Origin of the sequence: Sedimentitalea todarodis (assembly GCF_032595355.1) — a bacterium.
In the GTDB taxonomy this organism is placed as follows: Bacteria; Pseudomonadota; Alphaproteobacteria; order Rhodobacterales; family Rhodobacteraceae; genus Sedimentitalea; species Sedimentitalea todarodis.
Genome location: NZ_JASMWN010000018.1, coordinates 64,435 through 81,856, shown reverse-complemented (window position 1 = coordinate 81,856; position 17,422 = coordinate 64,435). Strand labels below are relative to the sequence as shown.

21 protein-coding genes are annotated in these 17,422 nt (G+C 58.3%); 5 read left to right on the top strand and 16 right to left on the bottom strand.

Annotated features, from left to right (window positions below):
• The first annotated feature begins 88 nt into the window (after window positions 1–88).
• The 3 genes from QO231_RS19325 (at window position 89) to QO231_RS19315 (ending at window position 1,069) form a co-directional block, all read left to right on the top strand.
• Window positions 89–394, top strand: coding sequence for an XRE family transcriptional regulator (locus QO231_RS19325; RefSeq protein ID WP_316780302.1), 306 nt, complete (start codon window positions 89–91; stop codon window positions 392–394).
• Window positions 395–492: 98 nt separating this feature from the next.
• Window positions 493–747: a ribbon-helix-helix domain-containing protein gene (locus tag QO231_RS19320; RefSeq protein ID WP_316780250.1), complete on the top strand. Its 255-nt coding sequence runs from the start codon at window positions 493–495 to the stop codon at window positions 745–747.
• 4 nt (window positions 748–751) lie between these two features.
• On the top strand, window positions 752–1,069 hold the full coding sequence (locus tag QO231_RS19315; RefSeq protein WP_316780248.1) for a type II toxin-antitoxin system RelE/ParE family toxin: 318 nt from the start codon (window positions 752–754) through the stop codon (window positions 1,067–1,069).
• A 531-nt stretch (window positions 1,070–1,600) separates the two neighbouring features.
• On the opposite strand, the gene QO231_RS19310 is transcribed toward QO231_RS19315, so the two are convergent.
• Window positions 1,601–1,789 carry a PDDEXK family nuclease gene (locus QO231_RS19310; RefSeq protein WP_316780246.1) on the bottom strand — a complete coding sequence of 63 codons (189 nt, stop codon included), beginning with the start codon at window positions 1,787–1,789 and terminating at the stop codon, window positions 1,601–1,603.
• On the opposite strand from QO231_RS19310, the gene QO231_RS19305 reads away from it, so the two are divergent.
• Window positions 1,725–2,507: a DNA cytosine methyltransferase gene (locus tag QO231_RS19305; RefSeq protein ID WP_316780243.1), complete on the top strand. Its 783-nt coding sequence runs from the start codon at window positions 1,725–1,727 to the stop codon at window positions 2,505–2,507. The two genes, QO231_RS19310 and QO231_RS19305, sit on opposite strands and share 65 nt — an antisense overlap.
• Window positions 2,508–2,798: 291 nt before the next feature.
• On the opposite strand, the gene QO231_RS19300 is transcribed toward QO231_RS19305, so the two are convergent.
• The 13 genes from QO231_RS19300 to QO231_RS19240 form a co-directional block, all read right to left on the bottom strand.
• Window positions 2,799–3,653, bottom strand: a complete 855-nt coding sequence (locus tag QO231_RS19300) for a hypothetical protein (protein WP_316780240.1) — start codon at window positions 3,651–3,653, stop codon at window positions 2,799–2,801.
• Window positions 3,654–3,687: 34 nt separating this feature from the next.
• Window positions 3,688–5,067 carry a glutamate decarboxylase gene (locus QO231_RS19295; protein ID WP_316780239.1) on the bottom strand — a complete coding sequence of 460 codons (1,380 nt, stop codon included), beginning with the start codon at window positions 5,065–5,067 and terminating at the stop codon, window positions 3,688–3,690.
• A 506-nt stretch (window positions 5,068–5,573) separates the two neighbouring features.
• Window positions 5,574–6,719 carry an alpha-hydroxy acid oxidase gene (locus tag QO231_RS19290; RefSeq protein ID WP_316780237.1) on the bottom strand — a complete coding sequence of 382 codons (1,146 nt, stop codon included), beginning with the start codon at window positions 6,717–6,719 and terminating at the stop codon, window positions 5,574–5,576.
• Between the two features lie 6 nt (window positions 6,720–6,725).
• A complete protein-coding gene (gene comE / locus QO231_RS19285) occupies window positions 6,726–7,280 on the bottom strand; it encodes a sulfopyruvate decarboxylase subunit beta (RefSeq protein WP_316780233.1) in 555 nt (184 codons plus the stop codon).
• Window positions 7,277–7,783 (bottom strand): sulfopyruvate decarboxylase subunit alpha, encoded by a 507-nt coding sequence (comD, locus tag QO231_RS19280; RefSeq protein WP_316780230.1) that lies wholly within the window; start codon window positions 7,781–7,783, stop codon window positions 7,277–7,279. Before comD ends, comE begins: the two co-directional genes overlap by 4 nt.
• 57 nt (window positions 7,784–7,840) lie before the next feature.
• Window positions 7,841–8,254 carry a universal stress protein gene (locus QO231_RS19275; RefSeq protein WP_316780228.1) on the bottom strand — a complete coding sequence of 138 codons (414 nt, stop codon included), beginning with the start codon at window positions 8,252–8,254 and terminating at the stop codon, window positions 7,841–7,843.
• 27 nt (window positions 8,255–8,281) lie between these two features.
• Window positions 8,282–9,262, bottom strand: a complete 981-nt coding sequence (locus QO231_RS19270; RefSeq protein ID WP_316780225.1) for a zinc-dependent alcohol dehydrogenase — start codon at window positions 9,260–9,262, stop codon at window positions 8,282–8,284.
• Window positions 9,259–10,020, bottom strand: a complete 762-nt coding sequence (locus QO231_RS19265) for an SDR family NAD(P)-dependent oxidoreductase (RefSeq protein ID WP_316780224.1) — start codon at window positions 10,018–10,020, stop codon at window positions 9,259–9,261. Before QO231_RS19265 ends, QO231_RS19270 begins: the two co-directional genes overlap by 4 nt.
• On the bottom strand, window positions 10,013–11,320 hold the full coding sequence (hisD, locus tag QO231_RS19260) for a histidinol dehydrogenase (RefSeq protein WP_316780221.1): 1,308 nt from the start codon (window positions 11,318–11,320) through the stop codon (window positions 10,013–10,015). Before hisD ends, QO231_RS19265 begins: the two co-directional genes overlap by 8 nt.
• 11 nt (window positions 11,321–11,331) lie before the next feature.
• Window positions 11,332–12,660, bottom strand: coding sequence for a TRAP transporter large permease (locus QO231_RS19255; RefSeq protein ID WP_316780219.1), 1,329 nt, complete (start codon window positions 12,658–12,660; stop codon window positions 11,332–11,334).
• A gap of 11 nt (window positions 12,661–12,671) precedes the next feature.
• A complete protein-coding gene (locus QO231_RS19250; RefSeq protein WP_316780216.1) occupies window positions 12,672–13,184 on the bottom strand; it encodes a TRAP transporter small permease in 513 nt (170 codons plus the stop codon).
• 109 nt (window positions 13,185–13,293) lie between these two features.
• Window positions 13,294–14,442, bottom strand: a complete 1,149-nt coding sequence (locus QO231_RS19245; protein ID WP_316780213.1) for a TRAP transporter substrate-binding protein — start codon at window positions 14,440–14,442, stop codon at window positions 13,294–13,296.
• A gap of 21 nt (window positions 14,443–14,463) precedes the next feature.
• The gene (locus tag QO231_RS19240; protein WP_316780211.1) at window positions 14,464–14,649 is read right to left on the bottom strand and encodes a hypothetical protein; all 186 of its coding nucleotides are present in this window, start codon (window positions 14,647–14,649) and stop codon (window positions 14,464–14,466) included.
• Between the two features lie 146 nt (window positions 14,650–14,795).
• Between QO231_RS19240 and QO231_RS19235 the strand changes: the two genes are divergently transcribed.
• Window positions 14,796–15,818, top strand: a complete 1,023-nt coding sequence (locus QO231_RS19235) for a LacI family DNA-binding transcriptional regulator (RefSeq protein WP_316780209.1) — start codon at window positions 14,796–14,798, stop codon at window positions 15,816–15,818.
• A 120-nt stretch (window positions 15,819–15,938) separates the two neighbouring features.
• Here the strand turns inward: QO231_RS19235 and QO231_RS19230 are convergent, their stop codons facing one another.
• A complete protein-coding gene (locus QO231_RS19230) occupies window positions 15,939–16,991 on the bottom strand; it encodes a permease (RefSeq protein WP_316780206.1) in 1,053 nt (350 codons plus the stop codon).
• 55 nt (window positions 16,992–17,046) lie between these two features.
• Window positions 17,047–17,361, bottom strand: a complete 315-nt coding sequence (locus QO231_RS19225; RefSeq protein WP_316780203.1) for an ArsR/SmtB family transcription factor — start codon at window positions 17,359–17,361, stop codon at window positions 17,047–17,049.
• Window positions 17,362–17,422: the final 61 nt, after the last annotated feature.

Sequence of the window (17,422 nt, the reverse complement as noted above, 5' to 3'; positions counted from 1 at the left end):
CAAGCGCGGTCCAATGACCCACCGCGGACAAAATCGACTCCCGCCGTTTTCATGGTTCTTCAATTGTTTAACGAAGAAGGACGTGAAAATGCGCGTGAAGATGGGCACAGTTTTGCCGAAAATGGGCACATTTGTGCACCTGGTCGAAGAACCAACTGATTATCGTACCGCCATAGCGATGGCTCTGCACGAAGAGTTGGACGACACACACAGGGCAATCAAAATGGCCATGCGCTGGACGGGTGCCAGCGAACGCACTGTGAAATACTGGTTTTCGGGCGAGCGGGGGCCGAGCGGCGACCATCTGATCGCCCTCGCGCGGCATTCGGATGCTGTGCTCTACGTTGTTCTTGCACTGGCAGGCCGCCACATTATCGAGGAGGCAGACGATTGAGAGGCGAACGATGATCGGCAGGAATAGGGGCAGCTCACTCTTGTTTTGTGTGCGTTTTTGGTTATATTGAATACACGCGAGATGAGAGGTGCTGCGCCATGGCCCGAACGACCACGATGACCGTCCGCCTTGGTGGAGCACTGAGTGACTTCGTGTCGGCCAATGTAGGCGATGACGGGTCCTATGAGAACGTCAGCGAGTACATCCGCGACCTGATCCGGCGTGACAAGGAGAGGGCGGAGCAAGAAGCCTTCAACCGGCTGAAGGGCGAGCTGACCCACGCATTCGCAGCCCCAGAGGAGACGTATCAACCGCTGACCGCAGCCGAGGTGATTGCGCGGAACAGGGCCTGATCCGGTGCCCGCCATTCGAATCCAGGAAGGGGCGTCCCACCGCCTCGATGACATCTACCGCTACACTCGAGACAGGTGGGGAGATGATCAGGCCGAGAAATATATCGCCGGACTGTTCGCGTCCTTCGACAAGATCGCTGCCCACGGCGTCGCATCAAAACCCATCCCTGCCGAATTCGGCGTTGAGGGGTTTTTCTTTCGCTTTGAGCGCCATTTCGTCTACTGGCGCCATCTCTCGAATGGCGACATCGGGATTGTGACGATCCTGCACGAGCGCATGCATCAGATCGACCGATTTGGGGAAGATTTCGGGCTCGGTTGATCGGACGCCTTTTCACGGCGCATCAGATTTGCGCAGCTTGGAATCGTCAATTTTTGCACGGTCCAGCGGTAATAGTAGACACCTACTTACTGGAGGTGGGGAGGATGCCGCTCTCGCCAGACGGCATCGCCATGTAAGACGCTTGCAGTGTTGAAAGCTCACGTAGGGTACATCGAGTGAAAAATATTTCATTAAAATCAATGCCTTGAATTGGAGAAGGTTCGACGGGGGTCCCGTTCCCTCCGCCACTTGCCCTTGAGAAACCGTTCTCCCGATCCGGCTTTGGCCGGATTTTTCCGTTATATTCAAGGGTTATGCGGGCGGGGCTGTTCACCGGCCCATGTGCCGGGAGGGCAGGAAGCAGTCTCTCAGCGCCGATATTCTCCAGACCTCATGACTGCGCCGATTTAGTGAATAGCTCGTAAGTGGATGATTTATTGTCTATATTTCGAGGGTCGAAAATTGACTTCGACGCCAGCCTCCTTCGGCCACTTGGAACTGGGATCGGAATTTCAATCAGCTTGAAGCACATCATCCTGCATTTTCGTCGGCGATGACATCTGCATTCCCAATTTGGATTTCGGCAGCACTGCTGCGGAGCCAGGCAGCCAAGCCGCGCGCATGAACAGCCCGCCGAAGCACCAGTTCGGGCTTCGTGTCCTTCCCCTTGATCCCGGCCGTCATTCGGGATCGGGTCTGTTTGTCTACGATATCGGTCACGTGCACCCTGGTCTTCGATCTGGAACCTAGTATACCCCGACTGAATGAATTTCGTCAGGAGCCTGATTTGTCAGCCACTTTCGGCATTGTCGATCTGTTTGCCGGTCCCGGCGGACTTGGCGAAGGCTTTGCCTCCCTCGTCGAGGATGGACATGCGCCGTTCCGGATCGGCATCTCGGTCGAGAAAGAGGCATCGGCCCATCGCACCCTGACGCTGCGCGCATTCCTGCGTGAATACCGGGCGCTTCACGGCACCTTGTCCGTTCAGTTCATCGATTTCCACGCGGGGCTTGTCCCCGAGCCGAATTGGTCTGCAGTCGACGCCGAAGCGTGGCAGCGTGCCATTGATGAGGCTCGTGCACTCGAACTCGGCACTGAGGCAGCTGCGACGGCGATTGACGGTGCCATCGCGAAGCTGCGCAAAAACTATGACGATACGATTCTGATCGGCGGACCGCCCTGTCAGGCTTATTCCCTTGTCGGGCGCGCCCGGGCCAAGGGCAAGATCGGCTATGTGCCTGAAGAGGATGAGCGGCACTACCTGTTCCGAGAGTACATCCGCGTGCTCGACAGGCTTCATCCCGCGGCCTTCGTGATGGAAAACGTCAAGGGCACCCACACCATGTCCGGGTCGAACCAGCCTTACGCCGATTGCAGACAATCGCCTACCGACCAGTGGATCGTCAGGGAGCGACGTTGCTTCAGCGCTTCGTTGTAAGCCGGCCAGTTCTTGGTCATGTAGCTCGGCGGGATAGGTCTGCTCATACAGGCCAGCTACCATGCTGGATTCACAAAATGAATCCCTCATCCAGCCTTTGCGCAACAAAGCCGGTCAAGTGGAATAGTCGATAAACGTGATGCTCACGTCACCCAGGGTGAACTCAACGCCTGGCAAACCCGTGCACCAATACTTCTGCCTGGGGCAGTGCTAGTTGCCGTGCCTCGGTCTAGGTTGCGGAATCCAACGTGCTTTGGGCGATCGACCACTTTCCGAGCCGACCGCAAGGGACTACTGCGCCGGCGCTCCCAGCGTTTCAACCTGGCGGCTTTCCCGCATCATCAGTAGAGCGCCCAAGAGAAAACAAAGCGCGCCGAACCACAGATGGATGTTTGCCAGATCGACGATCCAACCAGGTTCAGGTCCCTTCGGCACAACGGCCAGGATCCCGGCCGTCATGAAGAAGATACAGCCAAGGAGATTGATGAAAACGATACGCCAGTCCAGATCATGCGGCTTCCAAGACCAATAGGCGTGGCTGGTTTCCATGAAAGCGAGATATCCGGAGACGAGGAACAGAACCGATCCCAGCATACCGGGCAGCCAGATGGTGAGATCCTGCTGGTACCACCCCGTTGCCGGGTAGATCGCGTCGAAGGTATTGAAGTTGAAGGCCACTGTACCCAAGAATTGTGTAATCGTACTCAGCCAGCCCAAATTGTTTCGATGCCAGCCCAGCAGGTGCAGGCGCTCCGGAAAGCTTGGCGCCTCGGGCGAAAAATCTGCGGCGTTGGCCGCCTGGAAATTCTGCAGGAACCCGGCGGTGGTAAATGGAATGGAGCCACAGAAAAAGATGATCCCGATTTGAACAGCGCTGAGCGAATTGGGAATGAGCGACAGGGTCGCGCCCAGTATGAACAGAAGGGAACCAAGACTGAAGGCCAGCCCGGTCCACCAGTTATAGGCCGGCCGTTGCCAGACCGGCACGCTCGATTGATCCGGGTGCCGCAACAAACCCTTTCGGTGTTGTCTCGCCCTCCAGCGAACCTGCGCCCCATGGTGCAGGTAGGTGCGCAAAGTGACAAAAGGGCCGGCCCCCCGAGCCATCGTTTCCGAGACCTCACCGTTGGCGCGAGGCCCACTCATTGCGCGCCTCGCATCGTTTTGTGCCTGGTTCGCATCAGTGATGGAACCCGGATGCATCCTCCTTTCCCAGCGGAGTTTTGGCCGGATGCTTGTCGAGGTGGACAAGGGCGGTCTTCATATCCTCGATCAGGAGTGCGCAGAGATCGCGGCTGACTCCGTTGCGCACGAGAATGCGCTGGATCGCCTGATCCTCGCAATCGGCAGGCAAGGAATAGGCCGGCACCTGCCATCCGCGAACCCGAAGGCGGTCGGCGAGATCGAACAGAGTAAAGCCATGATCGCTCCCATCCTTCAACTTCCAGGATACAGCCGGAATGCCCCGGTTGCGATTTCCGTCAAACACGATCTCGAACGGGCCCATCTCGCTGATTTCATCCGCAAGGAACCTGGCGGAATCGTAGCAGGCACCATGGACCTTTTCGTACCCTTCGCGACCAAGACGCAGGAAGTTGTAGTACTGGCATACGATTTGCCCGCCGGGGCGCGAGAAATTCAGCGCGATGTCCTTCATGTTGCCGCCAAGGTAGTTCACCCAGAAGATCATGTTCTCCGGCAAATCCTTTTCTTCGCGCCACACAACCCAGCCGACACCAAGAGGTGCCAGCCCGAACTTGTGCCCGGATGCATTGATGGAGCACACGCGCGGCAGTCGGAAATCCCAGTCCAGTTCGGGTGCACAGAACGGGGCGAGAAAAGCGCCGCTCGCGCCATCGACATGGATTGGGATGTCAAGACCGGTATCCTGTTCCAACTGATCCAGCGCATCGCTGACCGCCTTTACAGGCTCGAACTCTCCCGTAAAGGTCACGCCAAGCGTCGGCACCACGCCGATGGTGTTTTCATCGCAATACTTCAGCACCTCTTCCGGCGTCATCAGGAGCCGACCGTTTTCCATCGGGATTTCACGATGGTCGATATCCCAGTAGCGGGTAAACTTGTGCCAGCAGACCTGAACCGGACCCGTTACAAGGTTGGGCTTGTCAATCGGTTTGCCCTCGGCCTTGCGCCTCGCTTCCCATCGGCGCTTCATGGCCAAACCACCCAGCATGGCAGCTTCACTGGAGCCGGTGGTTGAACACCCGGTTGCAGGCCCGTCAGGCGCGTGCCAAAGGTCGGCGAGCATTCGAACGCAGCGGGCTTCGATCTCGGCAGTTTGCGGATACTCGTCCTTGTCGATCATGTTCTTGTCGATGCAGGCGTCCATCAGCTCGTGAATCTCGGGCTCCTCCCAGGTCTGACAGAATGTCGCAAGGTTCTGCCTCGAATTTCCGTCCAGCATCAATTCGTCGCGAACGGCCGCGAACACGCGGCGCGGGTCGTTCTCTGTCGCGGGGAACTCGGACTTGGGAAGGGTCTGTGACAAGAGGTTCGAGCCATAGACTTCGTCATTCTGGTTTTCGGGCTGATCGGTCATTTTGAACTCCGGGTAATCTTGCAGTGTCTCTTGGACTGTCGGCATTGGCGCCAGCCCGTTTGGTTGTTGTTACTTCATCGCACAGGCGGTTCTTGCTTGCTGCTTGGGTGCGCTGGCATGACCGTAACGTCGGGGTCTGGCCGCATGGTCTGAAATCTCCCACTAACTCGCGCTGGAATTGTCGAGGTTGCTGAGGAACGTATAGGTGTTCATGTTCGTCGGATACCCGCCAAAATCGGAGCCGTTAGACATTGCGCCGAACCGGTTTCCCTTGGGTGTCAACTTTGTATTGTCGGAGTTGATCACGAAGAATGCGCCCGTCGCGCCTTGCACGACATAGCGGCACGTCGATCTTACGCCCTCAGAAGCATCAATGCTCTGAGCAGAACACGTTGTTCCTAAAGGCGAAAATAACTTCCGGTTCGGATGCCAATTACCTGCAACGGCAAGCACCCAACTCGGCCCAGTCAATAAACATCTGTCCTGCCCCTCACGGTGAACTTTGCTCAGGTTGCGCCAGCGCCTATAGGGTGTCTTTTCCACGCTGCCGCGACGGTCCCCTTGGCGAGGCTGGTCAAACCAGTTTGTGCCATGGCGATGCTCAACTCATCGCTGAGTACTGTCCAAAGACGATCCAGGCCTTCTTCCCCGCCCGCAGCGATGGCGAACTGGAGAATGCGGCCGACGAAACAGAAATCCGCGCCAGCAGCGTTTGCCTTCAAGATGTCCTCGCCCGATCGCAGACCGCTGTCAAAAAACAACGGGAAGTCGGGTCCCACGGCGGTGCGTATCTCTACGAGCGCCTCGATCGGTGCCGGAGCACTTTCCAACTGACGTGCGCCATGGCTGGAGACCTGAATCGCATCCACGCCGAATTGGCGCAGCTTGACAGCGTCCTCGACATCAAGAACGCCTTTGACGATCAGATTGCCTTTCCACATGTCCCGCAGTCTTTTCAGCGTATCCCAATTGGCCTTCGCCCGGCTCTCGGTGCGATCGAATTCATAGCCATTCATCCGAAAATTCGCCATCTCGGGTCGACCTTTGAACAAGGTCGGCAAGGACCATCGCGGATGCATCGCAAAATCCAGAAACTGTCGCGGACCGATACGAAAGGGCATTGCAAAGCCATGGCGCAATTCACGCGGTCGACGACCAACCTCCGGTACGTCAGCGGTCAGGATCAGGCTCTTGAAACCAGCCGATTGCGCACGTTCCGCCAGCGTGAAGGAGCCGCGACCATCGCCGCTGAAATAGAGTTGAAACCAGGCATGGCCTTCGGCTGTCTCGATGAGTTGTTCCATCGCGGTCGACGCCACGGTCGAAACGCCCAGAGGGACCTGATATCGCGCGGCAAGACGTGCCAGCATCAGGTCGGCACCGGGCGCTGAAAGGTTGCACATCCCCATCGGCGCAATTCCAAACGGGCGCTTTGCGACCGAACCGAACAGCCGTGTTTCAAGTGACCGCTGACTCACATCCCGCAAGATCCGAGGGCGCAGGCACATGGCGTCCAGGGCCGCGCGATTGCGTTCCGCGCCCAGCCCCGACCCTGCGGCGCCGTCGATATAGTCGAACACCATCCATGGCAGCCGCCGCCGGGCCAGCCGCCGCGCATCCTCGGCCGAATGAATATGCGCGGCAGCGCCCACGGTCTCTTACGCCTTCACCGCCGTCATGAACCGGTCGCGGATCACGACCGGATCTTTGGTAATGACCGGCAACTTGATGTTGCCGCTTTCGCATTTGCTGACGATCACGGTCATTTTCTTGCTGTCGATTGCGGCTTGCAGCACCTTGCCAGTGTCTTCCGCCTTGCAGGTCACCACATTTTCACAGCCACAGGCGGTGGCGACGCTCTCCAGCTTGGTCTTTTTGCCCGCATAGGTCGGTTGATCCCCGGTCGAGCCATAAGACCCGTTGTCGATAATCAGCAGAACATAATTGTCAGCCACGTTGTTGGCGATCGTGGGCAAGGTTCCAAGGTTGGTCAGGACGGACCCGTCGCCGTCGATGGAAATCACCGTCTTGTTCTGAGCGAGAGCCAGCCCCAGACCGATAGACGATGAGAGACCCATCGTGCCCAGCATGTAGAAATTCGTTGGCTGGTCATCGATCATATGCAGCTCCTGGCTGGGCAGACCGATGTTGCAGACCACCAGATGGTCACGCAGGATGGGCGCGATGTCGCGCAGGATTTCAGAACGGATCATTGGTCGCCATAGCCTCCCCAGAAATTGGCGTCGGTCAGGATCGCCACGGGTTTGTTGCACATGAAGGTGTATTTCAGGATCATATCGAGTTCTTCGACGTCCGATCGCTTGTGAAAATGGTAGGTCGGGATACTCATTTGCGCCAGCAGCGCCTTGGTATGCACGGCCATTTCGACCTGACAGGCGACCGGCTCGCGCAATTCGCCACGATAGCTGATCAGCATTGGCAGCGGCAACCGATAGTACTGGATCAGCGTCGCCAGCGTGTTGATCGTGACCCCGATGGCTGTGTTCTGCATGATGATCGCCGGGCGTTTGCCGCCCATGAATGCACCGGCACACAGGCCCATGCCCTCGTCTTCCTTGTTGGCGGGAATGTGAAAGATTTCGGGCCGGGCTTCGACTTCCTCGATCACCCCGGCAAGCTGTTTGCACGGCACTGTGGTCACAAACGAAATGTCGTTTGCAACCAGATCGTCGGCGATTTTCTTATCAATGTTCATTGGAGCGGACCGTTTCCTTTTCTCAGGGATGATCGTTGTGTCTTCATCGCGTTCTGGTCAGTCGCGGGTGCGCTGTACATGTACTGCGCATGGCGCGTGGCGCACCACCCTGCCGGCGGTTGAACCCAGTAGATAGTCGCGCAAATCCGGTTTGTGCGACCCGATTACGATGCAATCAAAGTCATGTTCGGTGACGTAGTCGATGATCGTGCGCGCCGTATGACCCGTCAAGATAACGGCGGTCACACCATCAAGACCAGTCACTTTTTCCGACAGCCGTGCCTGTGCCCTCTCAAAGCCCGACTTGACGGCATCCTTGTCAAGATAGACGCTGACCGATCCTTGCGGCGCCTCGTAGACGTGAAACGCGACGATCTCGCCGCCGGGGACAATCAACGCCTTGGCAACGCCAAGCGTTTGCGGGGCGATGCCGTGATCAAGCGCCAGAGGGACCAAGATTTTCTTATACACGTGTCTGCTCCATTCTTGTTTCTGCGATTATGCCCAAGGATCGAGAACGATCTTTGGGGCTGAAACAGTGCCGTTCCTCAGATCGGCAAATGCATCGGCACCGTCTTGCAGCGCCCTTGGCTGGAACCAGTCCAGCGCGCCCAGCTCGCCGCGATACATCGCCTCTGCAGTCTGGCGGAAATCGTCGGAGGTGTAGGTATAGGTGCCGATGAACGTTATCTCTTGCAAGGTCACACGTCGAACATCGAGTCCGCCGGTATCCTCTCCCAAGCCGACATGCACAATCACGCCGCCAGGGCGCGCCAAAGCCGACGCGCGGGCGCGGGTTGCCGCGTATCCAACCGCATCGACAACCAGCGCATAGAGGCCATCAACCGAGTCGACCGCATTTTCCCCGCAATGATCAATCAGATAGCTGCGCCGCACCGGGTTCGGTTCGACAATGGTAATGTCGTCCAACCCCATCGCGCGCAGCGCCAGCGCGGATCCCAGCCCGATAGGCCCGCCGCCCAAAATCAGGACGTTCGAGCCGATTTTCGGAGTCAGAGCCTCTAACCCCATCCGCGCCGCATGCCAGCTGACAGCCAGCGGTTCGGCCAGGGCGGCCTTTGCAATTGCAAACCCATCCGGGACCGAAACAAGATTGGTGTCGCGCATCGCGACATATTGTCCAAAGGCGCCTTCGCGCGGCGGCATCGATATGATCTGGCGTGAAGGGCACAGATTTTCGCGGCCCGCAGCACAGGCCGAACAGGTGCCGCAATGGACCAGCGGGTTTATCGTCACGCGCTCGCCGTCGCGTGGGCCCCCGACGATCACCCCAGCCGCCTCGTGCCCAAGGATAAGCGGCGCCGGGCGTCGCGCGTCATGGCCGAGAAAGGCATGCATGTCCGACCCGCAAATGCCTGTCGCTTCGACCTTGATCAGGTGCTCGCCCGGTGCGGGGACCGGATCGGGTGCATCGCGAAACCTGAGTTTTTCAACACCTTCATAAACCAGTGCCTTCATTTTGCCGTATATCCCCCATCGACCATCAGAACCTGCCCGGTGACAAAGCCTGACGCGTCAGAGCACAGGAACAGCAATGGCCCGTCCATGTCCTCGACCCGGCCATTGCGTCCGACGCAGGTCTGCGCGGCATTGCGCGCGGCCCGGCTCGGGTCGGCAAACACCGATTGCGTGAGTTCGGTCGGAAAAAAGCCCGGACCAATGGCATTGGCCATGATCCCATACGATGACCACGCTTCGGCCATGGCGCGGGTCAACTGACCTACCCCGGCCTTGGACACGCCATAGGCGATCCCCCCCGGAAAGGCGCGTGTAGTTTGCAACGAAGCGAAATTCACGATCCGACCCCAGCCCTTTCCTTTCATGGCAGGCACCAGGGCCTGGCTCAGGAAAAACGGCGCGCTCAGGTTGATCGCCAGCGTCTGATCCCATCCGTCCGCAGTTACCTCATCCGCAGCTTGTCGCGTGTTCAACCCCGCGGCATGCACCAAAATGTCTGGCGCGCCGAACGGGGCGGAAATGGCCTCGGCCAGCGCCGGAATGCCTGAACGGTCCGAAACATCCGCTGCCACAGCAGCGCTGCCTGCTCCGGTTTCGTCAACCCAATCGTCAAGCGCCGCTTGCCGCCGCGCAACCCCCACCACCCGGGCACCGGCCTTGGCCAATGCGCCGGCGGCGCGTTGGCCAAGGCCCGAGCTTGCACCGGTGACACAGGCCACCCGATCCGTCAGATCAAAAAGAAGGCGTGGATCACCCATTGGTCGTCAGATCGAATTCTTCGTCGGGGAAGTATTTTGCCAGACGAACGTCGGCGGCCCGGGCATGGCCCTCCATGCCTTCCAGCCTTGCAATCCGCGCCGTGGCCTCGGCGACGGGCTTGTACCCTTCGCGGGTGCCGCGCTGCCAGGTGACGATTTTCATGTATTTATGCACGCTCAGCCCGCCGGTATAGCTGGCAGCACCGCTGGTCGGCAGAACGTGGTTGGTGCCTGCGGCCTTGTCACCATAAGACACGGTGCTTTCTTCGCCGAGAAACAGCGAGCCATAACAGGTCAAACGTTCCAGCCACCAGTCAATATCAGCGGCCTGAACGGTCAGGTGTTCCGGGGCATAGTCATCCGATGTCGCGGCCATTTCCTCGCGGTCGGCACACAGGATGACCTCGGCATAGTCGCGCCACGCGGCCGTGGCGTTCTCGCGGTTAACGTCTGGCAGGTCGTTGATGTAATCGGGCACCAACGCCATAACCTTTTGCGCCAGCGCACGATCATCGGTCACCAGCCAGACGGGCGAGTTGTAGCCATGCTCGGCCTGGCTTACCAAATCGGTCGCCACGAAATGTGCATCCGCAGACCCATCGGCCAGGATCAGGCTGTCTGTCGGTCCGGCGATCATGTCGATGCCGACGCGCCCAAACAGGATGCGCTTGGCCTCGGCCACGAACTGGTTGCCCGGGCCGACCAAAATCTTGGCCTTGGGCAGTCCGAAAAGGCCAAAGGTCATCGCCGCAACGCCCTGCACCCCGCCCATCGCAAGGATCTTGTCGGCGCCGCTGATATGCGCCGCATAGATGATGGCCGGGGCGACTCCCACACCGGGATGAGGAGGGGAACAGGCCGTTATCCTGTCGCAACCGGCAACCTTGGCTGTGGTCACGGTCATGATGGCGCTGGCGATATGGCTGTAGCGCCCGCCAGGCACATAACAACCTGCTGCATCCACAGGGATCGCCTTTTGTCCGGTGATCACCCCCGGCACCACTTCAAGCTCGATATCCGTCAAAGTGGACTTTTGGATTTCGGCAAAGCGCTTGACGTTGTCATGGGCGAACTGGATGTCTTTCTTCAGCTTTTCGGGCACCAGTCTGCACGCCGCCTCGATCTCACTTTCCGAGAGGATGATACTGCCCTCGTACTTGTCGAACTTTGCAGCATAGTCGAGAGCCGCCTGGTCTCCACCTGCTTCGATATCGTTTAAGATGGTCTTGACGATATCATGCACTTCCGAGGCATCGGATTTGGCGGTCAACGTCGCCTTTTTCAGATATTCACGTGTCATGTTTGCGGGCTCTATTTGTAGATTTCAGGAAGCAGTGAGGTCGACACGGCCGGGACATAGGCAATCAGCAGGACGACAAAGAACATACACAGCACAAACGGTGTGGCGCGGGCTGCGATCTTGAGGATGGATTCACCGGTGATGCCCGAGACGACAAACAGGTTCAGTCCAAGCGGTGGTGTGATGAAGCCAACACCCAATGCGGTGATCATCATGATGCAGAACTGAATCTCGTTCATGCCGATATTGTCAGCCAGAGGTTTCAGGATTGGTGCAAGGATCACGATATTCGGTGTGGTCTCCATCACGCACCCTGCGGCAATCAAAATCCCGATCATCAACAGGATCAACAGCCAGGGCTCGTCGGTCAGCGATGTGACCGACGTCACAAACCCCTGCGGCACACCCATGATTGCCAACGCTTCGGCCAGCGGGGCCGAAAAGGCGATGATCGGCAGGATCACCCCGTTGACCTTGGCCGAGCTGACCAGCATGGCCGGAAAATCCGCCAGACGAAGCGTTCCAAGGGCAAATCCCATCAGGATCGTGACCACGACCGCGGTTGCCCCGGCCTCGGTCGGGGTGAGCCGACCCGAGAAAATCCCATAAAAGATGATGCCGGGCACAATGAAGGCATACCAGCCAGATTTCAGCGATCGACCCAGATTGGCCAACCATTCCGAAAACGTCATCATGCCACCACCCTCGTAGGCGTAAAGCCGGTTCATGATCAGGTTGGTGACCAGGATGGCGACCAGGATGGCCAAGCCGGGGATCAGCGCGGCAAGGAACAGGGTTGACGCGGAGATGCCCAAAACCAGCCCGATGATGATGTAAGCGATCGAGGGCGGAATCAGAATGCCGGTACAGGCTCCTGCGGCGACAAGCGCACAGGCATAGGGGCGGGGGTAGCCGCTCTCGACAAGCCGGTCGATGGTCATCCGGCCAACCGCCGCGGCACCTGCGGCATCGGAGCCGGAGATCGCAGCAAACATCCCGCACACCAGCACCGTGGCCGATCCGAATCCGCCTTTGGCAAAACAGGTCAGGGCCTCGGCCACATCCAGAAATTTGCGTGACAGCCCGGTGCGCACCAACACGTCGCCGGTGAGAATAAACAGCGGCACAGCGGTCAGCGCGAAGGCGTCAATGCCGGTAAACAGACTTTCACCAATCAGGCTCAGCGGCAGATCACCTGACAACACCAGCATGGTGATTGCGGCGGCGCCAATGGCGGCCCAAACTGGAACCGCAAGCGCGATAAGCCCCACGAACATCATGACGGGAAGATAGAAATCCCAGCCCAGTTCGACTGTCTGACCAATTTGATTCCAAAGCATATCGGGTGTCCCTAATCAAACAGCTTGTCGCCTTCGAAGACCGGCGTACCGTCTCGCAAGGCGCGAAAGTCGCGCAAAAATGATTGCAGCAAACGCCAGATCATCAGACCGAACCCAACAGGCACGGCCATTAGAAACCAGACCTTCGAGATGCGTAGGCCATCGGTTACTGAACCAAACTTGGCCGAAACGTGCACGGTCTCGAACGACCAGTAGAGAGCAACGATCGCGACAGCAAACATCACCAGGTCGCCGAAAATGTAGAGCAGGGCCTTTGGTCGAGGCCCGAGATAATGCATCAGGACATCAATCCGGATATGGGCGCGTTCTTTGACCGCCGCCGCAGCCCCGATCCAGGCAAGGTAGATGAATGAATAGCGAACGATCTCTTCGCCCCAGATCGACGAGTATGAAAAGATCTCGCGCCGCAGCACTTCGATCGCCATCGTAATGACCAGCATGACGTAGAATACAAGGAGCAACCAGCGTTCGGCGTCCCGGTCAATGCGTTTTAGAATCCCCATGTCTCACCCTGTCGGTTGGCCGCAGTTTCCCTGACCTGGCAGATAGCCGGGGCATGTGGCTTGCTGATCGCATAAGGTGCGGGCGTCGCGATTGACGCCCGCAGTCGTATCAAGCGTCGTGCACGTAGTACTTGCCCTGCGTGCCGGCGGCTTCTTCAAGCTTGTTGAAGGCCTCCATCGAACCGGCAAGTTCGGTCTTGTACTCGTCCCATTCGGTACGCTGATAGCCGCCTGCCGCTTTCCATTCATCAAGCTGTTCGTCGCTGAGCGAGTGGAACTCGACGCCGGCCTTGCCCAGTTCAGCCATCGCATAGGCGCGGGCCGAAGGCACTTTCGACAGGTTCTGGTGTGCGGTCATTTCCGAGGCCCACACGATACCGTCCTGCACGTCGGCAGGCATGCTGTTGAACCATTCGAGATTGCAAGAGTACACTTGGCTGTCCGGCACCGCCTGGGTGAATGTCACATGGCTGAGAATGTCCTTGAAGCCAAAGACGTAGAGTGCGCCGACCGAGGGATCGAGCGCATCGGCCACGCCCTGTTTGATCGCCGAAGGTGTTTCCCCCCAGGCGACGGGCGTCGGGTTGGCGCCAACCATGCGGTAATACTGCTGCAACATTTTCGAACCCGGCACGCGAAATTTCACGCCCGACAGATCACTTGGCGACAGAACGGCACCTGCTCCACCCTTGCGCACGGCAACGACCCTCGGGTCGATGTTGACGTAGAACAAGGCTTTGAAACCCGCAGCCTCGACTTTCGGATGCACCTCGGAATTCCAGTAGTCGGACGTGACGAGGTTGGTGAAGCGCTGGTTAGAGCCACACAGATAGGGCATGTTGATCAGATCAACGGTCGAGGCAAAGGGCGCAAAATTCGACACCGAATGCTGTGCCGCCTGGATCGTGCCGCCTTGCACTTTCTGAACCAACGAGCCACCGGCACCCAGCTGGCCACCCGGGGCCAGTTTGACATATACTTTCCCATTCGTTGCATTCTGGATGTTCTCTTTCAGGTCCAGCTGCATGATCGGATAGCTGCGCGAGGCTCCCAGCACATAGGCGGTGGCGACGGTCATGACGTGTTCAGCCGCCTTTTCGCGGTCACGTTCTTCGTTCGCGGTCTGCGCCGCCGCCGCGGAAGACCACAATGTGCCTGCCGCGCCCGCAACCAGCGCCGCAGTAAATCCACTACCTGCCGCCAGTTTCAGGAAATTCCGACGTTCGGTCGATTTCAGTTCGTTCTGTTCGGTTGTCAATTGTTGTCCTCCCCTGGACGTTCAGCTGCCGTTTTCGCTTTTTCGGTCAGCTTCCTTTTTTAGAATTGCCACGACGAACAAGACCGAAGCGGCAAGAAGAACCAGCATTTCACCCACATCGTTCAGAAAGGCGTTTCCTGAAAAGGCTCCCAGGGCGACGTTTGTTGCGAAAACAACAAAAGCCAGCAGAGATGCGAAAAGAAACATGTGAGCGGCTCCAATAGGAATCAGTTCCACCTGCAATGTAAGCGCTTACATCATAACTTTGCAAGCGTTTACATTCTGCCCGAAACTCGGCATAATTCTAGGATAACTGATCCATTGGGTAAGCCGTTACTACGAATTGAAAAACAATGTCTGTTAAGCGCAAAGCGCCCACCTTGAACGATGTCGCACGGCAAGCAGGTGTTTCGACTGCGACGGTCTCGCGCTGTCTGAACTTTCCGGATCAGGTGACCGCCAAGACCCGCGAGACGGTCATGAGCGCGGTCCGGAAGTTGGCCTATTCCCCGAATTTTGGTGCCCGGGTGATGGCGGTCAACCGCACCAATACGATCGGCGCAATCATCCCAACCATGGAAAACGCCATCTTCGCGCGCGGTTTGCAGGCCTTTCAGGAGGAGTTGCGCCGGCACGGCTATACGCTTCTGGTGGCAAGTTCGTCCTACCGGGCGGATATCGAGGAAGAGCAAATTCGTTCGATGGTATCACGCGGAGCCGACGGGCTCTTGCTGATTGGCCACGAGCGCGATCCTGCAATCTACCGGTTCCTGGAAACCCAGGATGTTCCCGCGCTTGTCGCCTGGAGCCACGACTGCACCAAATCCCTGCCATCGATCGGGTTCGACAACCGCAAATCAATGCGTGCTCTGGCAGAAAAGGTTATCGAAATGGGGCATCGGCGCATGGCCGTTATCTCTGCGGCAATGAAAACAAATGACCGCGCCAGCTTGCGGGTTCATGGCATACGCGACGCCATGAATTCTGCCGGGCTGGACCCGGCAGAATTGCCGATTATTGAAACCACCTACAGTATCGACGCCGGGGCTCAGGCGTTCGACCAACTGTTGGCGGCTCCGGTACCGCCAACAGCCGTGATCTGTGGAAACGACGTATTGGCGGTTGGTGCGATCAAGCAGGCGCGCGCCCTTGGACTTGATGTTCCAGGGGATGTTTCCGTCACCGGATTTGACGATATTGAATTGGCGACGATTGTAGAGCCAGCATTGACAACCGTGCATGTACCGCATCGCGACATGGGCACCAGGTCGGCCAGCATGCTGATAGGCCTTGTTGAAAAAAAATGTATCGGCGAGGCCATCGAACTCGAAGCGGATGTCCGTCTCAGAGGATCCCTCGCACCGCCTCGTGCCTGACTTGTCTGCCGCCGGACCGTCGGTTTCATTTGCCTGCACGCACAACGGTCCGGTTGAAACCGCACGATTCAGTCATTCGGCAGGTTTGTCCTGTGTTGGTATCGGACGCCGGCCGGTCGCTCAGAGCGTGACCCAGAGTTGAAACGCCAACCCGGCCGCGAAAGACCCCGATAGTGCGATGCCGAGATACAACAGGAACACCGGCCGCTTGACCAGCGCCCAGACCGCCACCGCCGCAGGCAGGGAGGTCACGCCCCCCGCGACAAGAAACGCCAGCCCGGCGCCGGGTGCCATGCCCTGTCCCATCAGCCCGCCGACCAAAGGGAGCGCTGCATACCCGTTGAGGTAGGCCGGAACGCCGACAAGCGTTGCAATGCCGATCGGGGCCAATCCGGCGCCGCCCAGAGTGCTGGCGACAAGATCCGCAGGCAACCATGCCAGCATCAGGCTTTCCAGGACAAAGGCGAGGGTCAGCCACTTGGCCAGGAACAGCGTCGTCTTGATGCCTTCCCTGACGAATTTCGTGACCCGCGCGCTGTCGCGCCAGAACGTCCAGACAACTGGCTGTGCCGTGCGAACCTTGGCGCCGCCACATCCACCGTTGCCAACATCTTCGCGCAGTGGATCGGTCAATCCGCCCGATTTCGCCAGCAGATGCACAACGGTCCCGCCAAAGACACCGAGGCTGACGGCCGCAATCGTCTTGGCGATGGCAAACTCGACCCCGAGCACGCCGGTGGTCAGAACGAACATCGAAGGGTCCATGACAGGCGAGGCCAACCAGAACGCCATCACCGCCGATAACGGTACGCCCATGGCCAGCAATGCGGCGATCAAAGGGATGACTCCGCAGGAACAGAAGGGAGACAGGCCGCCGGCCAGGGCAGCGATCAGGATCATGACCGCAGGGGAACCGGTAAAGGCCCGCGCAATCAGGCCATCCGCGCCAGTCGCCCCCGCATAGGCCGCGATCCCGATCGACAACACGAGGAACGGTGCGACATCGCGCAGGTTGGTCGCGGTGAATTTCGCGCTTTCCACACCCTGATCAGGGGCAAAGAGGAACAACACGATCAGTATGGCCAATGAGACCAGCCAAACCCGTTCCTTTGTCCAGATTTTGAGGGCCAATTCTACGGACCAATGCCGGGTGTTCTGCGCTAGCGTATTCATATCTATTCTCCTAGAAAAATAGTTGTAATTGGCCGGAAAAAACCGTGGCCATGTATCAGGCGGCATCATCTGTTGTCAGTTTCACACCCACGCAACATTCCGCGGTGAGGAACGAAACGGTTTGTTGCATCGCGTCATAGTCGACCCGGTTGACGATTTGCCGACCCACGCGTTCCTGCACGACCAATCCTGCGTCAACCAACGACTTGAGGTGGTGCGCAAGGGTTGACGCGGGCATGTTCAGTTCCTGCGCGATATCCCCGACGTTCAGCCCGTCATGCCCGGCCCGGACCAACAGACGAAAGATTGCGAGCCGGGCTTCATGGCCCAGAGCGGCGAGCGAGTTTGCAACTGAGGTATGTGTCATCATTCCGCCAATATAACTACATTTCTAGTTTTGTAAATACGTTTGTGGCGTCACCGGCATCCGC

Coding starts and splice junctions, on each gene's coding strand:
- comE (WP_316780233.1), bottom strand. CDS start 7,280: ATGATCCGTTCTGAAATCCTGCGCGACATCGCGCCCATCCTGCGTGAC.
- QO231_RS19250 (WP_316780216.1), bottom strand. CDS start 13,184: ATGGGGATTCTAAAACGCATTGACCGGGACGCCGAACGCTGGTTGCTC.
- hisD (WP_316780221.1), bottom strand. CDS start 11,320: ATGACACGTGAATATCTGAAAAAGGCGACGTTGACCGCCAAATCCGAT.
- QO231_RS19320 (WP_316780250.1), top strand. CDS start 493: ATGGCCCGAACGACCACGATGACCGTCCGCCTTGGTGGAGCACTGAGT.
- QO231_RS19230 (WP_316780206.1), bottom strand. CDS start 16,991: ATGAATACGCTAGCGCAGAACACCCGGCATTGGTCCGTAGAATTGGCC.
- QO231_RS19225 (WP_316780203.1), bottom strand. CDS start 17,361: ATGATGACACATACCTCAGTTGCAAACTCGCTCGCCGCTCTGGGCCAT.
- QO231_RS19295 (WP_316780239.1), bottom strand. CDS start 5,067: ATGACCGATCAGCCCGAAAACCAGAATGACGAAGTCTATGGCTCGAAC.
- QO231_RS19325 (WP_316780302.1), top strand. CDS start 89: ATGCGCGTGAAGATGGGCACAGTTTTGCCGAAAATGGGCACATTTGTG.
- QO231_RS19265 (WP_316780224.1), bottom strand. CDS start 10,020: ATGGGTGATCCACGCCTTCTTTTTGATCTGACGGATCGGGTGGCCTGT.
- QO231_RS19240 (WP_316780211.1), bottom strand. CDS start 14,649: ATGTTTCTTTTCGCATCTCTGCTGGCTTTTGTTGTTTTCGCAACAAAC.
- QO231_RS19270 (WP_316780225.1), bottom strand. CDS start 9,262: ATGAAGGCACTGGTTTATGAAGGTGTTGAAAAACTCAGGTTTCGCGAT.
- QO231_RS19235 (WP_316780209.1), top strand. CDS start 14,796: ATGTCTGTTAAGCGCAAAGCGCCCACCTTGAACGATGTCGCACGGCAA.
- QO231_RS19255 (WP_316780219.1), bottom strand. CDS start 12,660: ATGCTTTGGAATCAAATTGGTCAGACAGTCGAACTGGGCTGGGATTTC.
- QO231_RS19300 (WP_316780240.1), bottom strand. CDS start 3,653: ATGAGTGGGCCTCGCGCCAACGGTGAGGTCTCGGAAACGATGGCTCGG.
- comD (WP_316780230.1), bottom strand. CDS start 7,783: ATGAACATTGATAAGAAAATCGCCGACGATCTGGTTGCAAACGACATT.